Consider the following 21,134-nt stretch of genomic DNA (forward strand, 5'->3'; position numbering starts at 1 on the left):
GGCCGATGCTGTCGTTAGTCAACCATTGCAGGGCACCGAAGCAATGGCTCGTCCATCACGTTTCAAAATGGACAAATGAATGAATAGGTTTTCAAAAGTCGAAAAAAGATCGAAAGTAGCTCTGGTCCTTCAATTGTTCATCGCGTAGGGTTTTTGCTCCTCCAGCGGAAGAATTGCACCTTCCCACCCATCCGCGCCGTGCGGATACCAGATCACTGAACTGTAGCCCCACTCGACTGCCCGTTTCGCGGCATTCCACTACATCCAGCAATTCGTCATGCAATAAAACAGAATCGCGCGCGATTTGTCGGTACCGGCCGCGGCTGCGTGGCCTTGGCGAAAGTAGTTGGCGGTCTCCTCCGAAATAGCGCCGTATCCCACGTTGGCCAGCCATATGCTGCCTGGAATGTCCTTTCTGACCTTGTCTCTCCATATCGTTCCTGCCGGCAGATTGGTCGGCCTCGGCGTGTCCGGCATCACGTCGAAAAAGACTGCCTTTTTCCCTCGCCACAGCGCTTCCGCCTCCTCCGTGGTCACCACTGTCGCGCCCTGCAGCGTGTCCGGCACGGGTGCCCGGTATTCGTCCAGCCGGTAGCCGGCGGGCTCGTCAACCCCGCCTGCCCATGCCGGCTCCGCAATGCCCAGGAGGCCCACCGTGAGCAGCAAAACCACTTCCATTCCTTTCATCGCCTGCCACAATCTGGCCTCCGCCGGGCCCGTCCCAACTATTGCGTGATCGGATTGTCATGTTCGTCGATCAGCGGCACGTTGTAACCCAGCAGGATCTTGATGATCTCCGCCTGGTTCTCCCTGATCGCCCGGTTGAGCGTCCGCTTCCATTCCTGATCGGACGGACGTACGCCCATGGTGATGCGGTAAGACATGCGCGAGCCGGTTTTTTCCTTCAGCAGCGGAACGATCGTGACGTCGGCTCCGAGTTCCCTGGCATAGTAGCCCGCCATCGGGCCCCACAGGACCGCCGCGTCGATCTTGCCGGCGAGCATGTCCTTGATCATGACCTCCCCCATGGAAGGGGTGACGCGCGTATCCACCGCCAGCGGGTAGATCTTGGCGGTCCGCAGAAGCTTGTTGGCGGCCATGTTGGCGGTTGGCGGCGTGCTTTCGACGACGCCGATTCTCTTGCCGGAAAGTTTCGGATCTTCGATCGTCTCGACGCCTTCCATCCCGTTGCCTTTCGGGTATACGAGCACATAGGCGGAGCGATAGTAGGCATTGGTGTTCTGCACCAGTTCATCACCTTGGGCGTAGCCCATGATGATGTCGCATCGGTTGGCCCCAAGCGTGTTGCGCACAAAGCCGGTGACAGTGGGAAACCACGTGTAAGCGACTGATTTCCGCCCCGTCTTCTTGGCAACCAGTTCAGCCAGCTTGTTTTCGAAGCCTTGGCCGTTCTTGTCGGTAAAGGGCATGTTCGAGGGATCTGCGCAGACGCGCAGAATGTCGGGATCGACCAGTTCGCCCGCAGCGCCAAGCCCGGCATTTTGTGCCAGAACATTCGACGGCAGCAAGGCGAGCGCGCCGAGGATCGGCAGAACGACGCGCAGCTTCGATGCAGTGCAGCCGGTCATATCATCCACCCATGCAGGATGCTTCGGCATCCTTGGCTGCCTGAGCCTTGTTTTCGTGCTTGGGCGGCCTGCCGCGGGGTGCCGCGCCATCGGCGCGCGCGCGCAGATAGACGTAGAGATCGTCCAGGTAACAATAGACGTTCTTGTTGTCGCCAAAGGCAGGCATGACATTTTCCTTGCCGCCGCCGACATTCTTGCGGCCCTCGGCGACGATCGACAGGAACGTGGCGTAATCCATGTTCTTCAGGCTATTAGCCAGGGCAGGCGCATAGCTCGAACCTGTGGCGTCCTGTCCGTGACAGACATGGCAATCTGAGTGATACCGGCGATACCCGCTGAAGGTGTACCAATCGACGGTACCGTTTTCGATCTTGTAGGTCGGATTTCCGTCCGCATCTAAATATTTGCCTCCTTCTTGCTTCACCACCTTGGCTTTTTCCATGCTGTCTTCGGCCCGTGCCAGACTTGAGCTGGCCAGAGGCAGCAGGACCAGGGCGAGAGCGGAAACTGCAATGCGAACGATCATTCAGACTCTTCCTTCATTTGCCAGAAACCCTGGCTGCCGTCGTGCAGCGGCATTGATCGGTGTTGGGTGGGCGGCGCAATCGAGAGCCCGGTTCCCGGCTTCGGGTGACCCGGGCTCTCGTTTTTCGAACCTAGTCGTAAGGCTCTTCCCGGCTATCAGTCCGGGAGGCCGAACACGGTGAGCTGGCCGCCCAGCGTCGTATAGTCGGCAAGTGCAGCGTAACCGCCGACAGCACCCAGACCGGCGGTTCCAACGACTGCGGTCTGGTCGCCCTGCGCACGGCCCTGATCAACGGCACCATGCCAGGCAGCGGCGTTATCGGGCGAAAGCAGCCCACCTGCCAGACCGATACCGGCCCATCCACCGACGCCGGACAGAACGGCGACGTACTGCTTGCCGTCATGTTCATAGGTCGTGATGTTGCCGATGATGCCGGACGGGGTCTTGAACTTGTACAGTTCCTTGCCGTCCTTATCGACCGCCTTGATGTAACCTTCGAGGGTACCGTAGAAGACGACGTCGCCATCGGTCGCCAACGCCCCCGACCACACCGAGAACTGCTCGGGCTTCGACCAGACGATCTCACCCTTGGCTGCATCCCAGGCAATGAAGTTGCCCATGTTACCGTCACCGCCAGGCGCCGCATACATCGACACGGTAGCGCCCACATAGGGCTGACCGGCGGTGTAGCTCACTTTGTAAGGCTCATAGTCCATGCAGACATGGTTGGTCGGCACGTAGAACAACCCGGTCTTCGGCGAGTAGGCGGCCGGCTGCTGGTCCTTGGTTCCAAGCGCGGCCGGGCAGATTCCGGTCGAGTTGGTGTCTTCGCCGTTCTGCTGGGTCGAATACTTGGCGACGACCTGTGGGCGGCCATACTGGTCGCTCTTGGGATCCATGTTGACTTCCGTCGCCCAGTTCACTGCCGGATCGTATTTTTTGGCGACGAGAAGTTCGCCGGTGGCTCGATCCATTGTGTAGGCAAAGCCGTTGCGGTCGAAATGCACCAGCACGTCGTGCTTGGCGCCGTTGACCTCCATGCCATCGACGAGAATCATCTCGTTGATGCCGTCATAGTCCCACTCGTCATGCGGGGTCATTTGGTAGAGCCATTTGGCAACACCGGTATCCGCATCGCGAGCCATGATTGTCATGGACCAGCGATTGTCGCCTGGGCGCTGGACCGGGTTCCACGTCGAGGGATTGCCGGTGCCGTAGTAGACGAGGTTCAGCTTGGGATCATAGGAATACCATCCCCATGTCGTGCCGCCGCCCGTCTTCCACTGTTCGCCTTCCCAGGTGTTCGTGCCGGAATCCTTTCCGACAGGCTTGCCGAGATGGGTCGTCTTCTCAGGATCGAGAAGGGTGTCTGCATCAGGACCTTCCGAATAGGCTTTCCAGGCGAGCTTGCCGTCTTTCAGATTGTAGGCGGCCAGCCAGCCGCGAACACCGAATTCAGCACCGGAGACGCCCACGAGCACCTTGTCCTTGATGACTACGGGTGCCGACGTGCCGGATTCGCCCTTTCCGCCGTCGGTCTGGTCGCCGTTCTTGACAGACCACACGACCTTGCCGGTCTTGGCATCGAGCGCGACGACGGTGGTGTCGGCCTGGTTGAGAATGATCTTGCCGTCGCCATAGGCGACACCGCGATTGACCGTGTCGCAGCACATGATCGGAATGACGTTCGTGTCCTGCTTGGGCTCGTATTTCCAGAGGATCTTGCCGTCGTTCTTGAGGTCCAGAGCATAGACGTTGTTTGGGAAAGGCGTGTGGACATACATCACGTCGCCGATGATTAGCGGCCCGCCTTCGTGACCACGCAGCACGCCGGTGGAAAAGCTCCATTTGACCTGCAGGTTTTTCACATTGTCGGCAGTGATCTGGTTGAGTTTGGAATAGCGGGTGTTGGCGTAGTCACCCGTCTGCATCGCCCAGTTCTTCGCATCCGATGCGAGCTTTGCAAGGTCTTCATTGGCCGAAGCCGTATAGGCAGCGCCGAGCGATAAAAACGCCGCGGTCGTCAGAATGTAGGTAGTTTTCGCAAGTACACGCATCCAAAATCCTCCCGGGTTCACAGTGAAGAATCGACCGTCAAGCCCCACAAGGGCTTGCCCAAGCAATTCATGTTGGGAAGTTATTTTCCGGCAGCTGTCACGACCTACCCCGAAGCAGAGGGCACCGTTACCGCCCGCCCCCCTTGGTCTTCGAAAGACTGCCGCCGCTCCCTGATGACGGTGGCGCTCTTGAAGCCGGAAACAGGAAAAAGCTATGTCATCGTAAAAGGCCAGGCAAGCAAAAACCTACAATGCATCGTTGCGCTGCAATATCGATTATGGTGCGGTGCAATATTCAGAAACAATTAAAAGAAGCGTCTTGTGAAAAACTATTAAGCAGATGAGCCTCCAGCCGCGACATATATAGCAACCATATTGTTCCCGTATTCTCAAGGTGATACACATTTAACTTTATTTCGATATATTCTACGAGGCACCTCGGAGTAAGTATGCGTGCATCTCGCTGCCTGCCGATAGTGGGCGAAGCATGAAATGAACGCGAGAAGGGGGGTGCACAGCGGGTCATGAAGCTGGCTCTTGTCGGCCGATAGGGCATTCCTCCTTTGGTCCTATACGCAGGCCATGGGAGCTTGACTGGCTTTGCGGCACGTCGCCAATTGGAGCGATGATCCCGTCTGGATGCATGGTGTCCAGGCCAACTGGAGGTTCCTCATGATAAGGTCTGTTGGATCTCTCACCTTGCCGGTGGCCTTTGCGGCGCTGGCCTTTGCGAACTCGGCCAATGCCGCGGGAGACTACCCGACGGCAACGATTGCCGACTACGTGCTCGGCTGCATGCAAACAAATGGCCAGACACGTCAGGCGCTTGAAAGCTGTTCCTGCTCGATCGATGTTATTGCCTCGATCCTTCCTTACGATCACTATGAGAGGGCGGAGACCTTCAAAAGCATGTCGTTGACGACAGGGGAGGCGGCAGGGTTGTTTCGCGAAAGCGCGCCGGCGAAGGCGGCGCGCACGGAACTGAAACGCGCGCAGGCGGAAGCTGACATACGTTGCTTTTAGTCAGGCGGAACAGGCACGCGTGGCCGTGCGCCTCACAGTCCCGCTGTTTCCATCGGCCGATGGCCGCGAAATACCTTGCCATCCGTGATACCTTGCCATCCGTGTCTGTCGCCTCCGCACGGATTTCGCCTTTGCCATCCGCCGTGATCAATTCGTCCACGTCCTGGAAAGCAAAGACGTTGTCGGCGACTTTCCTGATCTTGAATTCAAGGCCGCCGGCAGCGGCGAGAGCGGTCCGCCCGAGGCAACAAAGGCAGCACCGCGGCGCTGACCGCGGTGCAGGCGAAGCCGTTCACAAGCTTGCGTCGTACCCTGTCGATCGGCATGTCTCCTCCGATATGCATTCCGAACGGCAAGGCGATCAGGCCACATCCGGAAATTTTTGCTGGAATGACCGCAAAAGGTCGCTCATCACCTGTGGATTGCGATGTTGCCGCGGCAATCTTACGTCGAACATGCGAACCAGGAATGCCGATCAAATCGCTCGTTCCTTGCTCGGAAAGGCACATTTCCAGCGCACGACCTTGAGCCTCGGATGTTCCTGAGACCATTTTGCGATCTCGGCAGGCGCCAGGAACATGCATTGGAACAGAGAGCCGCGGCTCTCGAAATAGACATGTTCATCTCGGCAATTGCCCGGATTGGCGCTAAGGCACACCGTTAATATGAGATCGACCATGTCCATTTGGCACTTATCGTCGCCTGCGCGGCGAACTCTCCAGAGTTCGTGCTTTGGAGTTGCAGCGGATTCCTGAAGGTGCCCAAACAGCAAACCGGTTGGAGTGAGGCTACGCGCTCGGCCAATAGGCGTCAATAATGTGAACCGCGTGTCGCTGCGCACTTCCCCTTCGCGCAGTCGGGAAACGAAACAGGACCTTTGTACGATTGACTTCCGTCATCGGCAGTCTAGCTTTTCGAGGCGTGCAGGTGCTGCCAGTCCGGGGAGGAAGGACGAACGTTTGCTCTCCGGCGTAAACGGGGATGCCGGCGGTCAAGGCATCGACACGCGTAAATTGTCCGGGGCACTCACACGATCAATGAGGAAATGCCATGCGCGCAGTCGCATTTTTCGCCGCCGTGTCCGTCGCCACCTTTGTCACTACCCAGTCTCAGGCACAGGATGCCGCGGCGGGTGAGAAGGTCTTCGCCAAATGCAAGGTCTGCCACGTGGCAGACAAGGACCAGAACAAGATCGGTCCGTCCTTGAACGGCGTCATCGGCCGAACGGCCGGGACGCATCCAGGGTTCAGCTATTCCAAGGCGATGACCGAGGCCGGCAAGTCCGGCGTCAAATGGGATGAGGCCACGTTGACCACCTACCTTCACGATCCGAAAGCGATGGTCAAAGGAACGAAGATGGCGTTTGTCGGCCTCAAGAAAGACGAGGACATCGCCAATGTCATTGCCTACCTGAAGCAATTCTCCAAATAACGCGGTACTTCCGCCGGCCATTTGGACTGCGCCCGGCCGGCGTTGGCCTGGGCATTGCGCTTGAGGTCACGCAGCGTCTTGCAGCCTCTGCATCGCAGACGGCATATCGAACAGGCTGTCGCAAACGAGGTCGGCGCCAAGCTCTTCAACGGGAATTTGGCTGTATCCGCCACGCAGCAGAATGACTGCCATGCCGGCGGCGCGGGCGGCGGCCACGTCGGCGCTGCTGTCTCCGACCATCAGCGTGTCACGAGGTTCGACCTGAAGCTGGTCGAGCGCCAGCAACAGCGCGTCTGGTGCCGGTTTCAAGTATGTCACCGCGTCTCCGCCGACGATCGCGCCGAGATATTCCGTCAGCCCAAAATGGAGCAGGATTTCGCGAGCCGCCAACTGCGGCTTGTTGGTCACCACGCCCATGGCTATTCCGCTCAAATGCAAGTGCGTGAGAACCTCCCTGACGCCAGGCATCAGCCTCGTCCGGCCGGTCAGATGCCTGCGATAGATCGGCGCCATGACGCGGTTGGCCTCATCGAGCGCGCTGCCGAGGAGCGGCGTGCCGGAAGCCGCGAAGGCTCGTTCGACCAGTTTCCTGATGCCGCCGCCGATCATGGACTTGACCTGATCCAGGCGCAGCGGCGGCAGATCGCGGCCGGCCAGCAATTCGTTGACGGCGGCCGTTATATCAGGCGCCGAATCGACCAGCGTACCGTCGAGATCGAACAGGATCGCCTTGGGCGAGCGAAACGGCCTGCCTGCGCCGACGTTCATGCAGCACCCTTCCACTTGATCGAACAGCCGATCGAAGCGATCTGGTCGAGCGGTCCGTCGCCGGTTCGGGCAACCTGCTTCATCGCCTCGAACAGGTCGCGCCTCAGCCCGGGCGATTCGGCGTCGCGTCGCGACGCGTCAAGCCGGCCGCGATATTGCAGCGTCAACTCGCTGTTGAGCCCGAAGAAATCCGGGGTGCACACGGCTCCGTAGGCACGCGCCACCGTCTGGCGCTCGTCGTGGAGATAGGGGAAAGTGAAGCCGTTCGTGCTGGCGAAGAGCTTCATATTGTCGAAGGAATCATCCGGATAGGCCCCGGCATCGTTTGAGTTGATCGCGACAAAGCCGATGCCTTCGGCCTTGAGGTCGTTGGCGTCGCGCACCATGCGTGAAATCACCGCCTTCACATAGGGGCAGTGGTTGCAGATGAAGGCCACCACCAGCCCGTTCGGGCCGGCGTGGCTTAAGATCGAATGCGATGGGCCGTCGACGCCAGGCAAAACGGCGTCGATGGCTCGCCAGCCGAAATCGCAGACAGGTGGAATTGCCGCCATATTTGCCCTCCGATGAAACGGTTCATGCAGCTTTCCGGATCGCCCCGTCGGCCGCCTGCCTGATGGCGCCGATATTGGCGCAATAGGCCGCCTGGGTGCCGCCCTTAAAGATGGCCGAGCCGGCGACCAGCACATTGGCGCCGGCCGCGGTGACCAGCGGAGCGGTTTCGGGCGTGACGCCGCCGTCGATCTGTATGTCGATCGGACGATGGCCGACCAACGCCTTGACACGCCTGACCTTGTCGACGACTGCCGCAATGAAGGCCTGGCCGCCGAAGCCCGGATTGACCGTCATCAAAAGCACCAGATCGAGCCGGTCGAGCACATATTCGATGACGCTTTCCGGCGTTGACGGGTTCAGCGACACGCCGGCCTTCTTGCCGAGATTTCTGATTGCCTGCAGCGAACGGTCGAGATGCGGTCCGGCCTCGGCATGCACTGTAATGATGTCGCAACCGGCATCGGCGAAGGCGCCGAGATAGGCGTCGGCCGGCGCGATCATCAGGTGGCAGTCGAAGACCTTGTCCGTTCGATTACGGATCGCCTTGACCACCGGCGGACCGAAGGTGATGTTGGGCACGAAATGACCATCCATCACATCGAGATGGATCCAATCGGCACCCGCCCGGACGACCGCTTCGACCTCGTCGCCAAGCCGCGAGAAGTCCGCGGAAAGCACCGAAGGCGCGATGATTGTCGTAGTATCCATGGTCGTCGGCTCCCATTCTGTCGTCCGTTTCCGGTCGCTGCACACCAATCGGCGTCGTCTCGTCAGCGCGTCTTCGTCTCCGGTTCGCCTTCGAGCTTACCTTCCGCGAATACGCGGCTGCCGCGAATATCGGATTCCTCGATGGTGATAAGGTCGATTTTCGTCAACGCCCGGTCGCGCGATGCGAAAAGCCGGCTGGCCTGGCGAAGCCGCGCCCGGTCGAGGCCATTGCGAACCGATCGAGCGTTGGAGAAATGCGGCAGCCGCATGCGGATCGGGAGATACTCTTCGAGCGCCTTGGCCGCCGCTTCGCTGAGACGGTAATTCTGTTCCGCCAGCATGATCTCGGCGATCGATTTGAGTTCGCTGACGCCGTAGTCGGGAAAATCGAGGTGATGGGCGATGCGCGAGCGCATGCCGGGATTGCTGTCGAAGAAGCGGTCCATCTTGTCCTTGTAGCCGGCAAGAATCACAACCAGATCGTCACGGTTGTTTTCCATGCATTGCAGCAGGATTTCGATCGATTCCTGGCCGTAGTCGCGTTCGTTCTCTGGCTTGTAGAGATAGTAGGCCTCGTCGATGAAAAGCACCCCGCCCATGGCGCGCTTGATCACGTCGCGGGTTTTGGGCGCGGTGTGGCCCACATACTGGCCGACGAGATCGTCGCGCGTCACCGCGACCATGTGCCCTTCGCGGACATAGCCGAGACGATGCAGGATTTCCGCCATTCTGAGCGCCACGGTGGTCTTTCCGGTACCGGGATTTCCCGTAAAGTTCATGTGCAGCGTCGGCGCGCCCGCGATCAGCCCGAACTTGCGACGAAGCCGGTCGACCAGGAGCAGCGCGGCGATCTCGCGGATGCGGTTCTTGACGGGTTTCAGGCCAACGAGTTCGCGGTCGAGCTTTTCCATCACCTCGTCGATGTTGGATGCCTCGAACTCGGCCTGCAGATCAACCGTTTCGCCCGGCACGGCAGCGCCCTTTGCTATCGCGTCCAGCATGGTTTCGCCTAGCTCCGCTCGCCTTCGGGCCTGTCGGTCGCGTAAGGCACGATCGAATAGCCCTGGCTGCGCCCGTCACGCTCCTGGCGCAGCAGCCGGAACCCGGGTTCATGGGGCGGCCGGTTGACGATGAATGACATGCGCGGCGCTTCCCAGCCCTTGGTCGAGTCGAAGGCGGTGACCCGGACATACATGTTGGGCATGGCTTTCCGGCAATTGTTGATTTCAAGCAGGATGCCCGCCGGGTCCCTCAGGTCGAACATCGGGTTGCCGTACATTTCCCAATAGGTGTTTCGCGGATGCGGATCGTCCGTGTACTCGACGCTGACCGCCCAGTGGTTTTTCAGCGCGTATTTGATCTGCGCCGAAATCTGCTCATCGGTCAGCTCGGGCAGGAACGAAAACTGTCCCTGCGTGACCTTGTTTCCGGGATTGGTCATCATGGCGAAGGTTCCTTTCGTCTAGAAGTTCGGCGTTGCGGTTGGCACAAAGTCGGCCGTGTCTGTCGATTCGTAGTTGAAGGTGACGTCCTTCCACGTCTCCAAGGCCGCCTTGAGCGGCGTGCACCATCTGGCCGCCTGTTCGAGGATTTTGGTCCCTTCGCGCAGATAGTCGCGGCCCTCGTTGCGGGCGAGGATCATCGCCTCCAACGCGACGCGATTGGCCGTCGCGCCGGCCTGGATGCCGTCCGGATGACCGATCGTGCCGCCGCCGAACTGCAGGATGACGTCCTCGCCGAGATAATGGATCAACTGGTGCATCTGGCCGGCATGGATGCCACCGGAGGCGACGGGCATCACCTTGTTGAGCGAGGCCCAGTCCTGATCGAAGAACAGCCCGGTTTCGAGGTTCTGCGGCGTGCGCTCCTCGCGCAGCGTGTCATAAAACCCCTTGATCATAAGCGGGTCGCCTTCCAGCTTGCCGACCACCGTGCCGGCATGGATGTGATCGACGCCGGCCATCCGCATCCATTTGCAGATGACACGAAAATTCATGCCGTGGTTCTTCTGGCGCGAATAGGTCGAGTTGCCGGCCCGGTGCAGGTGCAGGATCATGTCGTTGCGGCGTGCCCACTTGGCCATCGACTGGATCGCCGTATAGCCAATGACGAGGTCGATCATGACGATGCAGGAGCCAAGCTGTTTTGCAAATTCGGCGCGCTCGTACATCTCCTCCATCGTGCCGGCGGTGACGTTGAGATAATGGCCCTTGACTTCGCCGGTGGCGGCCGACGCCTTGTTCACAGCCTCCATGCAGTAGAGGAAACGGTCGCGCCAGTGCATGAAGGGCTGCGAGTTGATGTTCTCGTCGTCCTTGACGAAGTCGAGGCCACCCTTCAGCGCCTCGTAGACGACGCGGCCGTAGTTGCGACCTGATAGGCCAAGCTTCGGCTTCGTCGTCGCGCCGAGCAGCGGCCGGCCGAACTTGTCGAGCCGCTCGCGTTCCACCACGATGCCGGTCGCCGGGCCCTGGAATGTCTTGAGGTAAGCCACCGGGATGCGCATGTCCTCGAGCCGCAAGGCCTTGACGGCCTTGAAGCCGAACACGTTGCCGATGATCGATGCAGTCAGGTTGGCGATGGAGCCTGGCTCGAACAGGTCGAGGTCGTAGGCAATATAGGCGAAGTACTGCTGCTCGATCCTGGTGCCTGGACCTGTGTTCGGCACCGGCTCGGATTTGAACGCCTTGGCGCGGTAGAGCTCGCAGGCGGTCAGCCTGTCGGTCCACACCACGGTCCATGTCGCGGTAGAGGATTCACCGGCGATGGCGGCGGCCGCCTCCTCGTGGTCGACGCCGGGCTGCGGCGTGATCCGAAACATGGCGATCAGGTCGGTCTCCTTGGGCCGGTAGTCCGGCTCCCAGTAGCCCATCTTCTTGTAGGGGATGACGCCCGACCGGTAGCGTTCCTTGCCTTCCTTGAGCGTGCCTGCTGACTGCATGTCGATCTTGTTCATGGCAGGTCTCCTGTTTGCCGCTCAGGCGGCTTTCGCGGTTGCGATATGGGGGTCTAGCTTTCCTGCGGCGTAACGTTTCGCCATCTCATCCATGGCGATCACCCTGATCTTCGACGCGTGGCCTGCGGTGCCGAAGCGTTCGAAGCGATCGCGGCAAAGGTCGCGCAGGGCGTCCATTGCGGGTTTCAGGAATTTACGCGGATCGAATTCGCGCGGGTCCTCCGTCGCGACGCGGCGGAACTGCCCGGCCATGGCCATTCGGCAATCGGTGTCGATGTTGACCTTGCGCACGCCGTAGCGGATGCCGCGCTCGATTTCCTCGACCGGGACGCCAAAGGTCTGGGGCATCTCGCCGCCATAGTTGTTGATGATGTCCTGCAGTTCTTGCGGCACGGAGGAAGACCCGTGCATGACCAGATGCGTGTTGGGCAGCTTTTCGTGGATCGCCTCGATCACCTGCATGGCCAGGATGCCGCCGTCGGGCTTGCGGCTGAATTTGTAGGCGCCGTGCGAGGTACCGCAGGCGATCGCCAGCGCGTCGACCCGGGTGGCGGTCACGAAGTCGACCGCCTGATCGGGATCGGTCAAAAGCTGGTCGTGGGAAAGCGCACCTTCGGCGCCGTGCCCGTCCTCGGCCTCGCCCTGGCCGGTTTCCAGCGAGCCGAGCACGCCGAGCTCGCCTTCGACCGAGGCGCCGACCCAATGCGCCATGCGCGCGACACGTTCGGTGATGGCGACGTTGTAATCGTAGCTCGCCGGGGTCTTGGCGTCCGCCATCAGCGACCCGTCCATCATCACCGAGGTGAAGCCGTGGCGGATCGCCGACAGGCAGGTGGCTTCGTTGTTGCCGTGATCCTGATGGATGCATAGCGGAATGGCCGGATGGATTTCGGTCAACGCCTCCATCATCTTGGCCAGCATGATGTCATTGGCATAGGAACGGGCGCCGCGCGAGGCCTGGATGATGACCGGCGCATCGCAGGCCCTGGCGGCCTCCATGATGGCGAGGCCCTGTTCCATGTTGTTGATGTTGAATGCCGGCACCCCGTAGCCGTGCTCGGCGGCATGGTCGAGAAGCTGGCGAAGGGTGATGCGGGCCATGGTCGTCCTCCTAGATGATGAGCTTCAGCGCCGCTGCCGCGACGGCTTCGGGCGTGATGTCGAAATGCCGGTAGAGATCCGAGGCAGGGGCGCTGGCGCCGAAACCGGCCATGCCGACGAAAGTGCCGGTGTCGCCGATCCAGCGGTCCCAGCCGAGCCGTGCTGCGGCTTCGATGGCAATGCGCGGCGCCGAGCCGAGGACAGCCTTGCGGGTGCCGGCGTCCTGTTCCTCGAAAAGCTCCCAGCATGGCATCGAGACGACCGCGGCTGCGATGCCGTGCTCGGCCTCCAGCCGTTCGGCGGCGGCAACCGCGATTTCGACCTCCGAGCCGGTGGCGATCAGCGTTACCGCGCGGTGCCCGGCTGGCTCGCGCAGGATGTAGGCGCCCCGGCTCGACCGGTTCTCGTCGTCGTGCGCTTGGCGCAGCATCGGCAGGTTCTGGCGCGAGAGCACCAGCACGCTCGGCCGGTTCTCGCTTCTCAGCGCCAGTTCCCAGCACTCCGCCGTTTCGATGATGTCGGCCGGACGGAAGACGTTGAGGTTTGGTGTCGCCCGCAGCATCGCCAGGTGCTCGACCGGCTGGTGGGTCGGGCCGTCCTCGCCGAGCCCGATGGAATCATGCGTCATCACATAAATGACGCGCTGGCCCATGAGCGCCGAGAGCCGCATCGCGCCGCGCGCATAGTCGGCGAAGCACAGGAACGTGCCGCCATAAGGCACGAAGCCGCCATGCAGTGCGATCCCGTTCATGGCTGCGGCCATGCCGTGCTCGCGGATGCCATAGTGGATGTAGCGGCCGGCATAATCATCAGGCGCTATGCGATCCATGCCCTTGGTGATCGTCAGGTTCGAATGCGTCAGATCGGCGGAGCCGCCGACGGTCAGCTCGGTTGCGCCATTGATCGTAGTGAGCGCCATTTCCGAGGCTTTTCGCGTTGCAACCTTGGTCGCCGTCCCGACATGCTCCTTGCGGAAAGCGCCGAGCGCTTCGAAGACCGCGTCGGGCAGGGCGCCGGCGACCGCGCTCTCGAAGGCCTGCCGCCGTGGCGAGGCGGCAAGCCGCTGCTCCCAGGCGCGCCGCACGGCTTGACCGCGGTCGGCAATCTCGCGCCAAGCGAAACGGATATCGTCCGGCACCTCGAACGGCGCGTAAGCCCAGCCGATGTTTTCGCGCGTAGCGGCGATCTCCGCGTCGCCCAGCGGCGCGCCATGCGTCTTTTCCGAACCGCCCAGATTGGGCGCTCCCTTGCCGATCACCGTGCGGCAGGCGATCAGGGACGGCCGATCCGACTGCTGCGCCGCTTCGATTGCCGCTGCAACGGTTTCGGTCTCGTGGCCGTTCACCGACTGGACATGCCATCCAGCGGCTTTGAACCGTGCCGGCTGGTCCATCGATGTCGACAGCGAGGTCGGTCCGTCGATCGAGATCGCATTGTCGTCCCAAAAGACGATCAGCCGGGAGAGCTTCAGGTGACCGGCAAGATCGATCGCCTCGTGGCTGATGCCTTCCTGCAGGCAGCCGTCGCCGGCGATCGCGTAGGTGAAATGGTCGACGAGATCGGCGCCGTGGCGGGCAGCAAGCATGCGCTCCGCCAGCGCCATGCCGACCGCGGTCGAAATGCCTTGTCCAAGCGGACCGGTCGTCGTCTCGATGCCAAGCGCATGGCCATATTCCGGATGGCCGGCAGTGCGGCTGCCCAGCTGGCGAAACCGCTGCAACTCCTCGATAGGCATGTCCTCGTAGCCGAGCAGGTAATGCAGCGCATATTGCAGCATCGAGCCGTGCCCGGCCGAAAGCACGAAGCGGTCGCGATCGGGCCAGTCCGGCATCGACGGATCGATATTGATGAAGCGGCTGAACAGCACCGTCGCGACATCGGCCATGCCCATCGGCATGCCCGGATGACCGGAATTGGCCTTTTGGACGCTGTCCATCGCCAGTGCGCGAATGGCGTTCGCCATATCGCGCTCCAACACGGCGGCGACGGGCTTCAGTGCTGCTGCTTGGCTGTTCATGGCGTCCTCCTCACGACACACGGTTCTTGCGTTCGATCAATTGCAGGATGAGCGGCGTCAGGATCAGCTGCATGGCGAGGTCGAGCTTGTTGCCGGGCACCACTATGGAATTCGGCCGCGACATGAACGAGTCGTGGATCATCGAAAGCAGGTAGGGGAAATCGATGCCGCGCGGATTGGCGAAGCGGATAACCAGCATCGATTCGTCGGGCGTCGGAATCCAGCGCGCGATGAATGGATTGGACGTGTCGACGATCGGCACGCGCTGGAAGTTGATGGCGGTCTGCGAAAACTGCGGGACGATGTAGCGGACATAGTCCGGCATGCGGCGCAGGATCACGTCCATCACCGCCTCGGTGGAATAGCCGCGCGTTGTGCGGTCGCGATGGATCTTCTGGATCCATTCGAGATTTATGACCGGCACCACGCCGATCTTGAGGTCCGCGTGCCTGGCCAGATTGATCTTGTCGGTGACGACGCAGCCATGCAGGCCCTCGTAGAAGAGCAGGTCGCTCGGCGGAAATTCGCGCCATTCGGTGAAATGTCCTGGCGGCGTGCCGTACTGCTTCTCCTCATCCTCGTCATGGATGTAGGTGCGGGTCTTTCCGGTTCCCCGGCGGCCATATTCCTCAAACACCTCTTCGAGGATTGCCAGTTCATTGGCCTCGGCATGGAAGTGGGTGAAGTTCGGATTGCCTGCCTTTTCCTCCTCGGCCACCTTCGCCTTCATCGTGGCGCGGTCGTAGCGATGGAAAGCATCGCCTTCGATGAAGGCGGCCCCGATGTTCTCGCGCCGGAAGATCAGCTCGAAGATGCGCTTGACAGAGGTAGTGCCTGCGCCCGACGACCCGGTGATGGTAATGATGGGGTGCTTTGCCGACATGGTATTCAGGCCCTGAAAAGGCCGCGGCGGCTGAACAGCGGCGCGCGCTCGCCGATGGCGCTCGGCTCGGTGTGGTAGCGGGTGATACGCGCGACTTCCCGCGCCGATCCGAAAACCATGGGCACGCGCTGGTGCAGGCTCTCGGGTTCGATTTCGAGGATGCGGGTGATCGTATCGGTGGCGCCACCGGCCGCCTGTTCGACGAGATAGGCGATCGGGTTTGCCTCATAAACGAGGCGAAGCCGCCCCTGCCTGTAGCCCTTGCGCTTGTCGCCTGGATACAGGAATACGCCGCCGCGCATCAATATGCGGTAGCAGTCGGCGACCAGCGAGGCGATCCAGCGCATGTTGAAGTCCTTCTCGCGTGGGCCTTCGGTGCCTTCGAGGCAGTCGTCGATGTAGAGCCGCACCGCCTCGTCCCAGTGCCGGTAGTTGGCGGCGTTGATGGCGAATTCCTGGGTACGCTGGGGGATGACCCGGCTCTCGTAGGCCTGGACGAAGGTGCCGAGCCTGGCCGAGAGAACGAAGACATGCGTGCCGCTGCCGAGAGACAGAACGAGCGCCAGCTGCGGCCCGTAGATGAAGAAACCGGCGCCCAGTTGGTTCACCCCTGCTTGCAAAAATGAGGCGGCCGGATTCCCATCCGGCGCGCCAGTTGCAGGCAGAAGCGAGAAGATCGTTCCAATCGACACGTTGGTGTCGATGTTGGAAGAGCCGTCGAGCGGGTCGATGGCGATGGCAAGAGGCGCTTGCCTGTCGAGAAGCACTGGCTGGTCCAGTTCCTCGGAAGCGTAGAGCGCGACCGGAGCGTGGCGCATGGCATCGAGAAAGATGTCGTCGGCGAAGACATCGAGATCCTTCTGAACATCGCCGTCAGCATTGGCGCCACGGGTTCCGGCAAAGGCGGTGCCGAGTACCCCTTGATTGATGGTGTTGCGGATCGTGGTGGCCGCCTGCGTCAGCCGACGGACGGTCATTACGACCGCGGAGCGCAGTTCGTCCGGCTCGCCGAGATAGGAGTTCAGAAAAGCGTCGAGCGTTGCCGCTGGCATCGTAACCTCCCGATCCAGCCGCCTCTCCTCGGATCGGCCGGATTGGGGAATGAAAACAAACGATGCTGGATAAGTAAAATTCAATAACTTTACTTTAGCACTAAAAAAATTTTAGTATGCGGTATGAGAAACCTCACGCTCAAGCAGTTCAAGACCGTTCAGGCAATCGTCCGCCACGGGAAAATCGTCAGTGCTTCCAGGGCGTTAGGCCTGTCTCCTCCAGCGGTGACGATCCAGTTGCGGCAGGTTGAGGAAGAGTTCCAGCTGGCCTTGTTTGACCGGACGGCGGACGGTATGCGTCCCACTGCCGCAGGTCTTGCCTTCGTCGAGACGGCACAGGCGATCGAGGAGCGGCTTCGTCTGCTCGAAGACAAGATGGATGCGATCAAGGGCGTGCGCGCCGGCAGCTTGCGACTCGGTGTCGTTTCCACGGCCAAATATTTCGCACCGCGGCTGATGGCTGCCTTCATGAAGGAACATCCCGACATCGACATGCGGCTTGCCATTGGTAATCGCGCCGAGACGATCGACAATCTGAAGAATCACGACATCGACATCGCGCTGATGGGACGCCCGGCGAAAGAAGTCCCGGTGCGTGCCTCGGTCTTCGGCGATCATCCGCTGGTCATCATCGCGCCGCCGGACCACCCGCTGGCCTCGATGCGCGAGATATCCAAGGAGCGGATCGCCCAGGAACATTTCCTCATTCGCGAGTCCGGCTCCGGCACGCGCATCTCGCTGGAAATATTCCTGAGCGACGTGCCTGGCCGCATCGACGATCTCGGCGTCGAGATGGGCTCGAACGAGACGATCAAACAGGCGGTGATGGCCGGGCTCGGCATCGCCTTCATCTCTGCCCACACCATCGCCGCGGAAATCGAGGCTGGCCGGCTTGTCATCCTCGACGTTGTCGGCATGCCGATCCGCCGGCAATGGTTTTCGGTGATGCGCAGCGATCACGCGATCTCGCCGGCGATGGCGACCTTCCACGATTTTCTGATGCGCAAGGGCGCGATGTACCTGCCGCTGTTCGGCAAGCTCTATCCGCACGAGGAGCCGATCCCCAAAGGTCGCGCGAGTTAGGGGCGCGGCACAGGCAAACGCTTCAGACATGGCGTGCATCAGCGGCTGATCGGCTGTGACCTCCAGACCGACGTCCACGAGCCGAGCATCGGCATCGCTCGTGGCACGCATTTGCGGAGCCGAGGCGACCGCCATCCAAGCGCTGGGCCACGGGGTAGCGCACCCGCATTCACGGAACGGGTGGGCTTTGACTGAGCTTCTGCTAGCCTACAATTGGTTCGGCGCCAGCTTCTTCGAGGCCAGCTGCCGCTTGGGCGGCAAGACCGCGGGCCGCTGCTTGTGAATCGTAAAATTCCTCAAGTGCATAGACTCTGCCCCACCGCAGGGTGAACACGTGGAGACCGCGGTTGACGTACGACGCGTCGCCGTTGAGCAGCGTTGCGGTGCCGTCCCACTGGGCAAACACGGTGGTATGCCACGGCCAGCCGTTCACCCAGATGTGGTTGACCGTGAGATGGAGATTGGGCAGGACGCGGCCGAGGCGCTCAAACCAGCGGCGCATGGCTTCTTTGTCGTGGCGCTCACCACCAAGCGCGTGGGCGCCGGAAACGCGGTGATGGACATGCGGCGCGAGTGCCTTCACCGCCTCATCCCAGCGATGGTTATTGACGTGGTCGAAGCTCTCTCGGATCGATTTCTCGACAAAATAACTGTATAGCATTTGACCTCTCCTCAAGCTTATTCGATGGCGTGATCGAGGGCACAGTGGCGCTCCGTCCGCTGACTCTGATGATGCTCGCCGCCATTGGGGAACGATGGCGTTGATCCGATGGAACCTTATTGGTTTCTGTCCGGTGGCCGCTGCCGTAGCCGTCTCTAATGCGGCTTTTGCCTGCTCCTAGCGCTCTCGGGAGGACCATCCGAACAGGACGCCCGCCAGCACAATGGCGGGTCTCGTTCTTCATGCCCATCTCTTCATATCGAGTAGATTGCGTTCGACCTCTACGTCGGCCGCGCGGACGCGAGAGCCCACGGTCCGCAGTACGCAGGTTGCGGTCTGCACGTCGGGTCAGCGCATTGTCGCGTCGGCTCGCAGATCCATGTCCGTCTCGGTCGAGACCGTCACCTGCTCGCCGGACCTTGAGAACGCGTAAAGCGAGCCCTGGTGGCCCGGCATGGAAAAGGCGACGGAGTCATCGTCGGCGAGACCCATGACGATGCGCAGCGGATCGCCCCCGGTCTTCGGCGCGAAGGTGGCGGTGACCTCTAGGAGGTCGCCGTCGACCGGGACGTAGTAGACCACCATGTCAAGGTGTCCCGCGTGCAGGCTGCCGCCCTCGATCGGGCGTCCGATGGTGGCTTCCTCGGCAAAAGCGGGGGTCGCAAGAAACAGCGCGGCCAGGAGCGATGCGCTCAAGGTTTTGCGGATCATTTTCGTATCTCCTTTTTAGATTGCGTTCGAACTCTATATAGGCTATAGATTACGAACGCAATCTAAAAAAAGAGGTCGACAATGCGCGTAAGTCGCACTCGGGCCGCGAAAAACCGCGAAACCGTAATCAACGTGGCAAGCCGCCTTTTTCGGGAGCGCGGCTTTGACGGTATTGGCCTTAAGGATCTGATGAAGGGCGCCGGACTGACCCAAGGCGCGTTTTACAAGCAGTTCGCATCCAAGGACGACCTGGCGGCGCAGGCGTCCAGGCGGGCGATGGAGAGCGCCACCCGTCGATGGTCGGCCGCCACTGCGGCAAACCCTGATGATCCGCTTGGCGCGGTGATCGCGTTCTACCTCAGTATGGACCATCGCGGAGAAAAGATGGACGGCTGCCCGATCGTGGCGCTCGGCTCGGATGCCGCCAGACAGGGCATGGACGTGAAAGCGCCGTTCGAAGCCGGGATCAAGGAGCATCTCGAGATCCTCGGCCGTTTCGTTGTCGAGGCCAATGGCGGGGAGTTCGATGGCAAGGCCATGGCCATTCTCTCGACGATGGTCGGTGCGCTGATGTTATCGCGCGTTATCAACGATCCTGACCTCGCGCAGGCCTTTCTGGATGCGGCGGCCAATCAGGTTCGTGAATCAGCCGGCGCTTGAACGGCGTCGCGGCGCCGGCGGCGCGCCCAAACTGATAGGAAAATAGATGCGACGGATTGTTGTTACGGGCATGGGAGCGGTCACGCCCCTTGCTGCCGATGTTGAAACGTCCTGGTCGCGTCTCCTGGCCGGCCGCTCGGGCATCCGGAGGCTTCCCGACAATGTGGTGGGCGACCTGCCGGCGAAGGTCGGCGGGGTGGTGCCCTCCACAGAAGAAGATCCGGACGCTGGTTTCGATCCGGAAGCGGTCCTTCCGCTGAAGGATCAGCGCAAGGTAGACCGGTTCATTCTCTTTGCGCTGGCGGCGGCACAAGAGGCGCTCGCCCAAGCAAGATGGGCCCCCGCCTCGGAAGTGGATCGCTTGCGCACGGCCACGATCATCGCTTCGGGCGTCGGCGGGTTCCCGGCCATAACCGAGGCGGTGCGCACGGTCGACCGGCGCGGCGTCCGCCGTCTATCACCTTTTACGGTGCCGTCCTTCCTGGTGAACCTCGCGGCAGGCCACGTCTCGATCCGCTATGGCTTCAAAGGTCCGCTCGGTGCACCGGTGACGGCGTGCGCGGCCGGCATTCAGGCGATCGGCGATGCGGCTCGCCTAATCCGCGCCAATGAAGCCGATATTGCCGTGTGCGGCGGGACGGAAGCATGCATGAATCTTGTCAGCCTCGGTGGGTTTGCCGCGGCACGCTCTCTTTCGACCTCCTTTAATCACCGTCCTGATGAGGCCTCCCGACCGTTCGACAAGTCGCGGGACGGCTTCGTCATGGGCGAAGGAGCCGGCATGCTGGTCATCGAGGAATTGAGCCACGCGCTGGCGCGCGGCGCAAGACCGCTGGCCGAGCTTGTCGGCTACGGCACGACGGCGGATGCTCATCACGTCACCTCCGGTCCCGAGGACGGCGACGGTGCGCGCCGGGCCATGGAGATCGCAATCGCCCAAGCAGGGATTTCGCCCCGCGAGGTTCGTTATCTCAATGCCCATGCGACCTCCACGCCGGTAGGCGATCTGGGTGAGATCGAAGCGATCAAGAGCGTGTTCGGGCGCGATTTCGCGATAGCCGTCAGTGCAACGAAATCGGCGACCGGACACCTGCTCGGAGCCGCCGGCGGGCTCGGAGCAATCTTCGCAATCCTGGCGCTCAGGGATCAGATGGCACCGCCGACCCTCAATCTGAGCGCTCCCGATCCGGCCGGCGACGGGATCGACTTCGTCGCAAACCGGGCCCGGCCGATGGCGTTGGGCTATGCAATCTCCAATGGCTTCGGCTTCGGAGGCGTTAATGCCAGCGCGCTGTTCCGGCGCTGGACGGATGATCTGGCCGGCGCGAGTACCGGAGGCGCTCATGATTGACG

21 protein-coding genes and 1 pseudogene are annotated in these 21,134 nt (G+C 61.4%); 5 read left to right on the plus strand and 17 right to left on the minus strand.

Annotated elements, in window-relative coordinates; all coding sequences use genetic code 11:
- Positions 1-129: 129 nt before the first annotated feature.
- From NKH13_RS18705 to NKH13_RS18720, 4 genes and pseudogenes are all read right to left on the minus strand, one after another.
- Positions 130-687, minus strand: a pseudogene (locus NKH13_RS18705) (PQQ-dependent catabolism-associated CXXCW motif protein).
- A 38-nt stretch (positions 688-725) separates the two neighbouring features.
- Complete coding sequence (locus NKH13_RS18710; RefSeq protein ID WP_352913621.1) at positions 726-1,589, minus strand: substrate-binding domain-containing protein; 864 nt, start codon at positions 1,587-1,589, stop codon at positions 726-728.
- Between the two features lies 1 nt (position 1,590).
- A complete protein-coding gene (locus NKH13_RS18715; protein ID WP_352913624.1) occupies positions 1,591-2,115 on the minus strand; it encodes a c-type cytochrome, methanol metabolism-related in 525 nt (174 codons plus the stop codon).
- A gap of 155 nt (positions 2,116-2,270) precedes the next feature.
- The gene (locus NKH13_RS18720) at positions 2,271-4,046 is read right to left on the minus strand and encodes a methanol/ethanol family PQQ-dependent dehydrogenase (protein WP_502909203.1); all 1,776 of its coding nucleotides are present in this window, start codon (positions 4,044-4,046) and stop codon (positions 2,271-2,273) included.
- A gap of 798 nt (positions 4,047-4,844) precedes the next feature.
- On the opposite strand from NKH13_RS18720, the gene NKH13_RS18725 reads away from it, so the two are divergent.
- Positions 4,845-5,195 carry a hypothetical protein gene (locus NKH13_RS18725; protein WP_352718832.1) on the plus strand — a complete coding sequence of 117 codons (351 nt, stop codon included), beginning with the start codon at positions 4,845-4,847 and terminating at the stop codon, positions 5,193-5,195.
- Positions 5,196-5,401: 206 nt separating this feature from the next.
- Here the strand turns inward: NKH13_RS18725 and NKH13_RS18730 are convergent, their stop codons facing one another.
- Positions 5,402-5,746, minus strand: coding sequence for a hypothetical protein (locus NKH13_RS18730; protein ID WP_352718833.1), 345 nt, complete (start codon positions 5,744-5,746; stop codon positions 5,402-5,404).
- 499 nt (positions 5,747-6,245) lie between these two features.
- On the opposite strand from NKH13_RS18730, the gene NKH13_RS18735 reads away from it, so the two are divergent.
- Complete coding sequence (locus tag NKH13_RS18735) at positions 6,246-6,626, plus strand: c-type cytochrome (protein ID WP_352516570.1); 381 nt, start codon at positions 6,246-6,248, stop codon at positions 6,624-6,626.
- A gap of 66 nt (positions 6,627-6,692) precedes the next feature.
- On the opposite strand, the gene gph is transcribed toward NKH13_RS18735, so the two are convergent.
- The 10 genes from gph to NKH13_RS18785 all read right to left on the minus strand — a co-directional run bounded on the left by gph (position 6,693) and on the right by NKH13_RS18785 (position 16,666).
- Complete coding sequence (gph, locus tag NKH13_RS18740) at positions 6,693-7,394, minus strand: phosphoglycolate phosphatase (protein WP_352718834.1); 702 nt, start codon at positions 7,392-7,394, stop codon at positions 6,693-6,695.
- Complete coding sequence (locus NKH13_RS18745; protein ID WP_352516571.1) at positions 7,391-7,948, minus strand: thioredoxin family protein; 558 nt, start codon at positions 7,946-7,948, stop codon at positions 7,391-7,393. The genes gph and NKH13_RS18745 overlap by 4 nt, the downstream gene beginning before the upstream one ends.
- A 22-nt stretch (positions 7,949-7,970) precedes the next feature.
- On the minus strand, positions 7,971-8,657 hold the full coding sequence (gene rpe, locus NKH13_RS18750) for a ribulose-phosphate 3-epimerase (RefSeq protein ID WP_352718835.1): 687 nt from the start codon (positions 8,655-8,657) through the stop codon (positions 7,971-7,973).
- A gap of 62 nt (positions 8,658-8,719) precedes the next feature.
- Positions 8,720-9,658 carry a CbbX protein gene (gene cbbX, locus NKH13_RS18755; protein WP_352718836.1) on the minus strand — a complete coding sequence of 313 codons (939 nt, stop codon included), beginning with the start codon at positions 9,656-9,658 and terminating at the stop codon, positions 8,720-8,722.
- A gap of 8 nt (positions 9,659-9,666) precedes the next feature.
- The gene (locus tag NKH13_RS18760) at positions 9,667-10,101 is read right to left on the minus strand and encodes a ribulose bisphosphate carboxylase small subunit (RefSeq protein ID WP_352718837.1); all 435 of its coding nucleotides are present in this window, start codon (positions 10,099-10,101) and stop codon (positions 9,667-9,669) included.
- A gap of 18 nt (positions 10,102-10,119) precedes the next feature.
- Positions 10,120-11,613, minus strand: coding sequence for a ribulose-bisphosphate carboxylase large subunit (locus NKH13_RS18765; protein ID WP_502909198.1), 1,494 nt, complete (start codon positions 11,611-11,613; stop codon positions 10,120-10,122).
- 21 nt (positions 11,614-11,634) lie between these two features.
- Complete coding sequence (gene fba / locus NKH13_RS18770; RefSeq protein ID WP_352507750.1) at positions 11,635-12,714, minus strand: class II fructose-bisphosphate aldolase; 1,080 nt, start codon at positions 12,712-12,714, stop codon at positions 11,635-11,637.
- A gap of 10 nt (positions 12,715-12,724) precedes the next feature.
- Complete coding sequence (gene tkt / locus NKH13_RS18775; protein ID WP_352718839.1) at positions 12,725-14,731, minus strand: transketolase; 2,007 nt, start codon at positions 14,729-14,731, stop codon at positions 12,725-12,727.
- 10 nt (positions 14,732-14,741) lie between these two features.
- Positions 14,742-15,614 carry a phosphoribulokinase gene (locus NKH13_RS18780; RefSeq protein WP_352718840.1) on the minus strand — a complete coding sequence of 291 codons (873 nt, stop codon included), beginning with the start codon at positions 15,612-15,614 and terminating at the stop codon, positions 14,742-14,744.
- A gap of 5 nt (positions 15,615-15,619) precedes the next feature.
- Positions 15,620-16,666 (minus strand): class 1 fructose-bisphosphatase, encoded by a 1,047-nt coding sequence (locus NKH13_RS18785; RefSeq protein WP_352718841.1) that lies wholly within the window; start codon positions 16,664-16,666, stop codon positions 15,620-15,622.
- Between the two features lie 123 nt (positions 16,667-16,789).
- Between NKH13_RS18785 and NKH13_RS18790 the strand changes: the two genes are divergently transcribed.
- Positions 16,790-17,749, plus strand: coding sequence for a LysR family transcriptional regulator (locus NKH13_RS18790; RefSeq protein WP_352913631.1), 960 nt, complete (start codon positions 16,790-16,792; stop codon positions 17,747-17,749).
- A 202-nt stretch (positions 17,750-17,951) separates the two neighbouring features.
- Here the strand turns inward: NKH13_RS18790 and NKH13_RS18795 are convergent, their stop codons facing one another.
- Both NKH13_RS18795 and NKH13_RS18800 read right to left on the minus strand, forming a co-directional pair.
- A complete protein-coding gene (locus NKH13_RS18795) occupies positions 17,952-18,410 on the minus strand; it encodes a nuclear transport factor 2 family protein (RefSeq protein WP_352913633.1) in 459 nt (152 codons plus the stop codon).
- A gap of 348 nt (positions 18,411-18,758) precedes the next feature.
- A complete protein-coding gene (locus NKH13_RS18800) occupies positions 18,759-19,121 on the minus strand; it encodes a hypothetical protein (RefSeq protein ID WP_352718844.1) in 363 nt (120 codons plus the stop codon).
- A gap of 81 nt (positions 19,122-19,202) precedes the next feature.
- Here NKH13_RS18800 and NKH13_RS18805 point away from each other — a divergent pair, with 81 nt between their 5' ends.
- On the plus strand, positions 19,203-19,781 hold the full coding sequence (locus NKH13_RS18805; protein ID WP_352718845.1) for a TetR/AcrR family transcriptional regulator: 579 nt from the start codon (positions 19,203-19,205) through the stop codon (positions 19,779-19,781).
- A 46-nt stretch (positions 19,782-19,827) separates the two neighbouring features.
- Positions 19,828-21,132, plus strand: a complete 1,305-nt coding sequence (fabF, locus tag NKH13_RS18810; RefSeq protein ID WP_352913636.1) for a beta-ketoacyl-ACP synthase II — start codon at positions 19,828-19,830, stop codon at positions 21,130-21,132.
- Positions 21,133-21,134: the final 2 nt, after the last annotated feature.

Origin of the sequence: Mesorhizobium sp. M1348, assembly GCF_040317925.1 — a bacterium.
Classification (GTDB): domain Bacteria; phylum Pseudomonadota; class Alphaproteobacteria; order Rhizobiales; family Rhizobiaceae; genus Mesorhizobium.

Bases quoted from the DNA above. Each gene is read 5' to 3' on its own strand.
- NKH13_RS18790 (WP_352913631.1), top strand. From the start codon at position 16,790: ATGAGAAACCTCACGCTCAAGCAGTTCAAGACCGTTCAGGCAATCGTC.
- NKH13_RS18730 (WP_352718833.1), bottom strand. From the start codon at position 5,746: ATGGTCTCAGGAACATCCGAGGCTCAAGGTCGTGCGCTGGAAATGTGC.
- NKH13_RS18710 (WP_352913621.1), bottom strand. From the start codon at position 1,589: ATGACCGGCTGCACTGCATCGAAGCTGCGCGTCGTTCTGCCGATCCTC.
- NKH13_RS18780 (WP_352718840.1), bottom strand. From the start codon at position 15,614: ATGTCGGCAAAGCACCCCATCATTACCATCACCGGGTCGTCGGGCGCA.
- NKH13_RS18795 (WP_352913633.1), bottom strand. From the start codon at position 18,410: ATGCTATACAGTTATTTTGTCGAGAAATCGATCCGAGAGAGCTTCGAC.
- cbbX (WP_352718836.1), bottom strand. From the start codon at position 9,658: ATGCTGGACGCGATAGCAAAGGGCGCTGCCGTGCCGGGCGAAACGGTT.
- fba (WP_352507750.1), bottom strand. From the start codon at position 12,714: ATGGCCCGCATCACCCTTCGCCAGCTTCTCGACCATGCCGCCGAGCAC.
- NKH13_RS18785 (WP_352718841.1), bottom strand. From the start codon at position 16,666: ATGCCAGCGGCAACGCTCGACGCTTTTCTGAACTCCTATCTCGGCGAG.
- gph (WP_352718834.1), bottom strand. From the start codon at position 7,394: ATGAACGTCGGCGCAGGCAGGCCGTTTCGCTCGCCCAAGGCGATCCTG.
- NKH13_RS18725 (WP_352718832.1), top strand. From the start codon at position 4,845: ATGATAAGGTCTGTTGGATCTCTCACCTTGCCGGTGGCCTTTGCGGCG.
- NKH13_RS18760 (WP_352718837.1), bottom strand. From the start codon at position 10,101: ATGATGACCAATCCCGGAAACAAGGTCACGCAGGGACAGTTTTCGTTC.
- rpe (WP_352718835.1), bottom strand. From the start codon at position 8,657: ATGGATACTACGACAATCATCGCGCCTTCGGTGCTTTCCGCGGACTTC.
- NKH13_RS18765 (WP_502909198.1), bottom strand. From the start codon at position 11,613: ATGAACAAGATCGACATGCAGTCAGCAGGCACGCTCAAGGAAGGCAAG.
- NKH13_RS18720 (WP_502909203.1), bottom strand. From the start codon at position 4,046: ATGCAGACGGGTGACTACGCCAACACCCGCTATTCCAAACTCAACCAG.
- NKH13_RS18745 (WP_352516571.1), bottom strand. From the start codon at position 7,948: ATGGCGGCAATTCCACCTGTCTGCGATTTCGGCTGGCGAGCCATCGAC.
- NKH13_RS18715 (WP_352913624.1), bottom strand. From the start codon at position 2,115: ATGATCGTTCGCATTGCAGTTTCCGCTCTCGCCCTGGTCCTGCTGCCT.
- NKH13_RS18805 (WP_352718845.1), top strand. From the start codon at position 19,203: ATGCGCGTAAGTCGCACTCGGGCCGCGAAAAACCGCGAAACCGTAATC.
- fabF (WP_352913636.1), top strand. From the start codon at position 19,828: ATGCGACGGATTGTTGTTACGGGCATGGGAGCGGTCACGCCCCTTGCT.
- NKH13_RS18800 (WP_352718844.1), bottom strand. From the start codon at position 19,121: ATGATCCGCAAAACCTTGAGCGCATCGCTCCTGGCCGCGCTGTTTCTT.
- tkt (WP_352718839.1), bottom strand. From the start codon at position 14,731: ATGAACAGCCAAGCAGCAGCACTGAAGCCCGTCGCCGCCGTGTTGGAG.
- NKH13_RS18735 (WP_352516570.1), top strand. From the start codon at position 6,246: ATGCGCGCAGTCGCATTTTTCGCCGCCGTGTCCGTCGCCACCTTTGTC.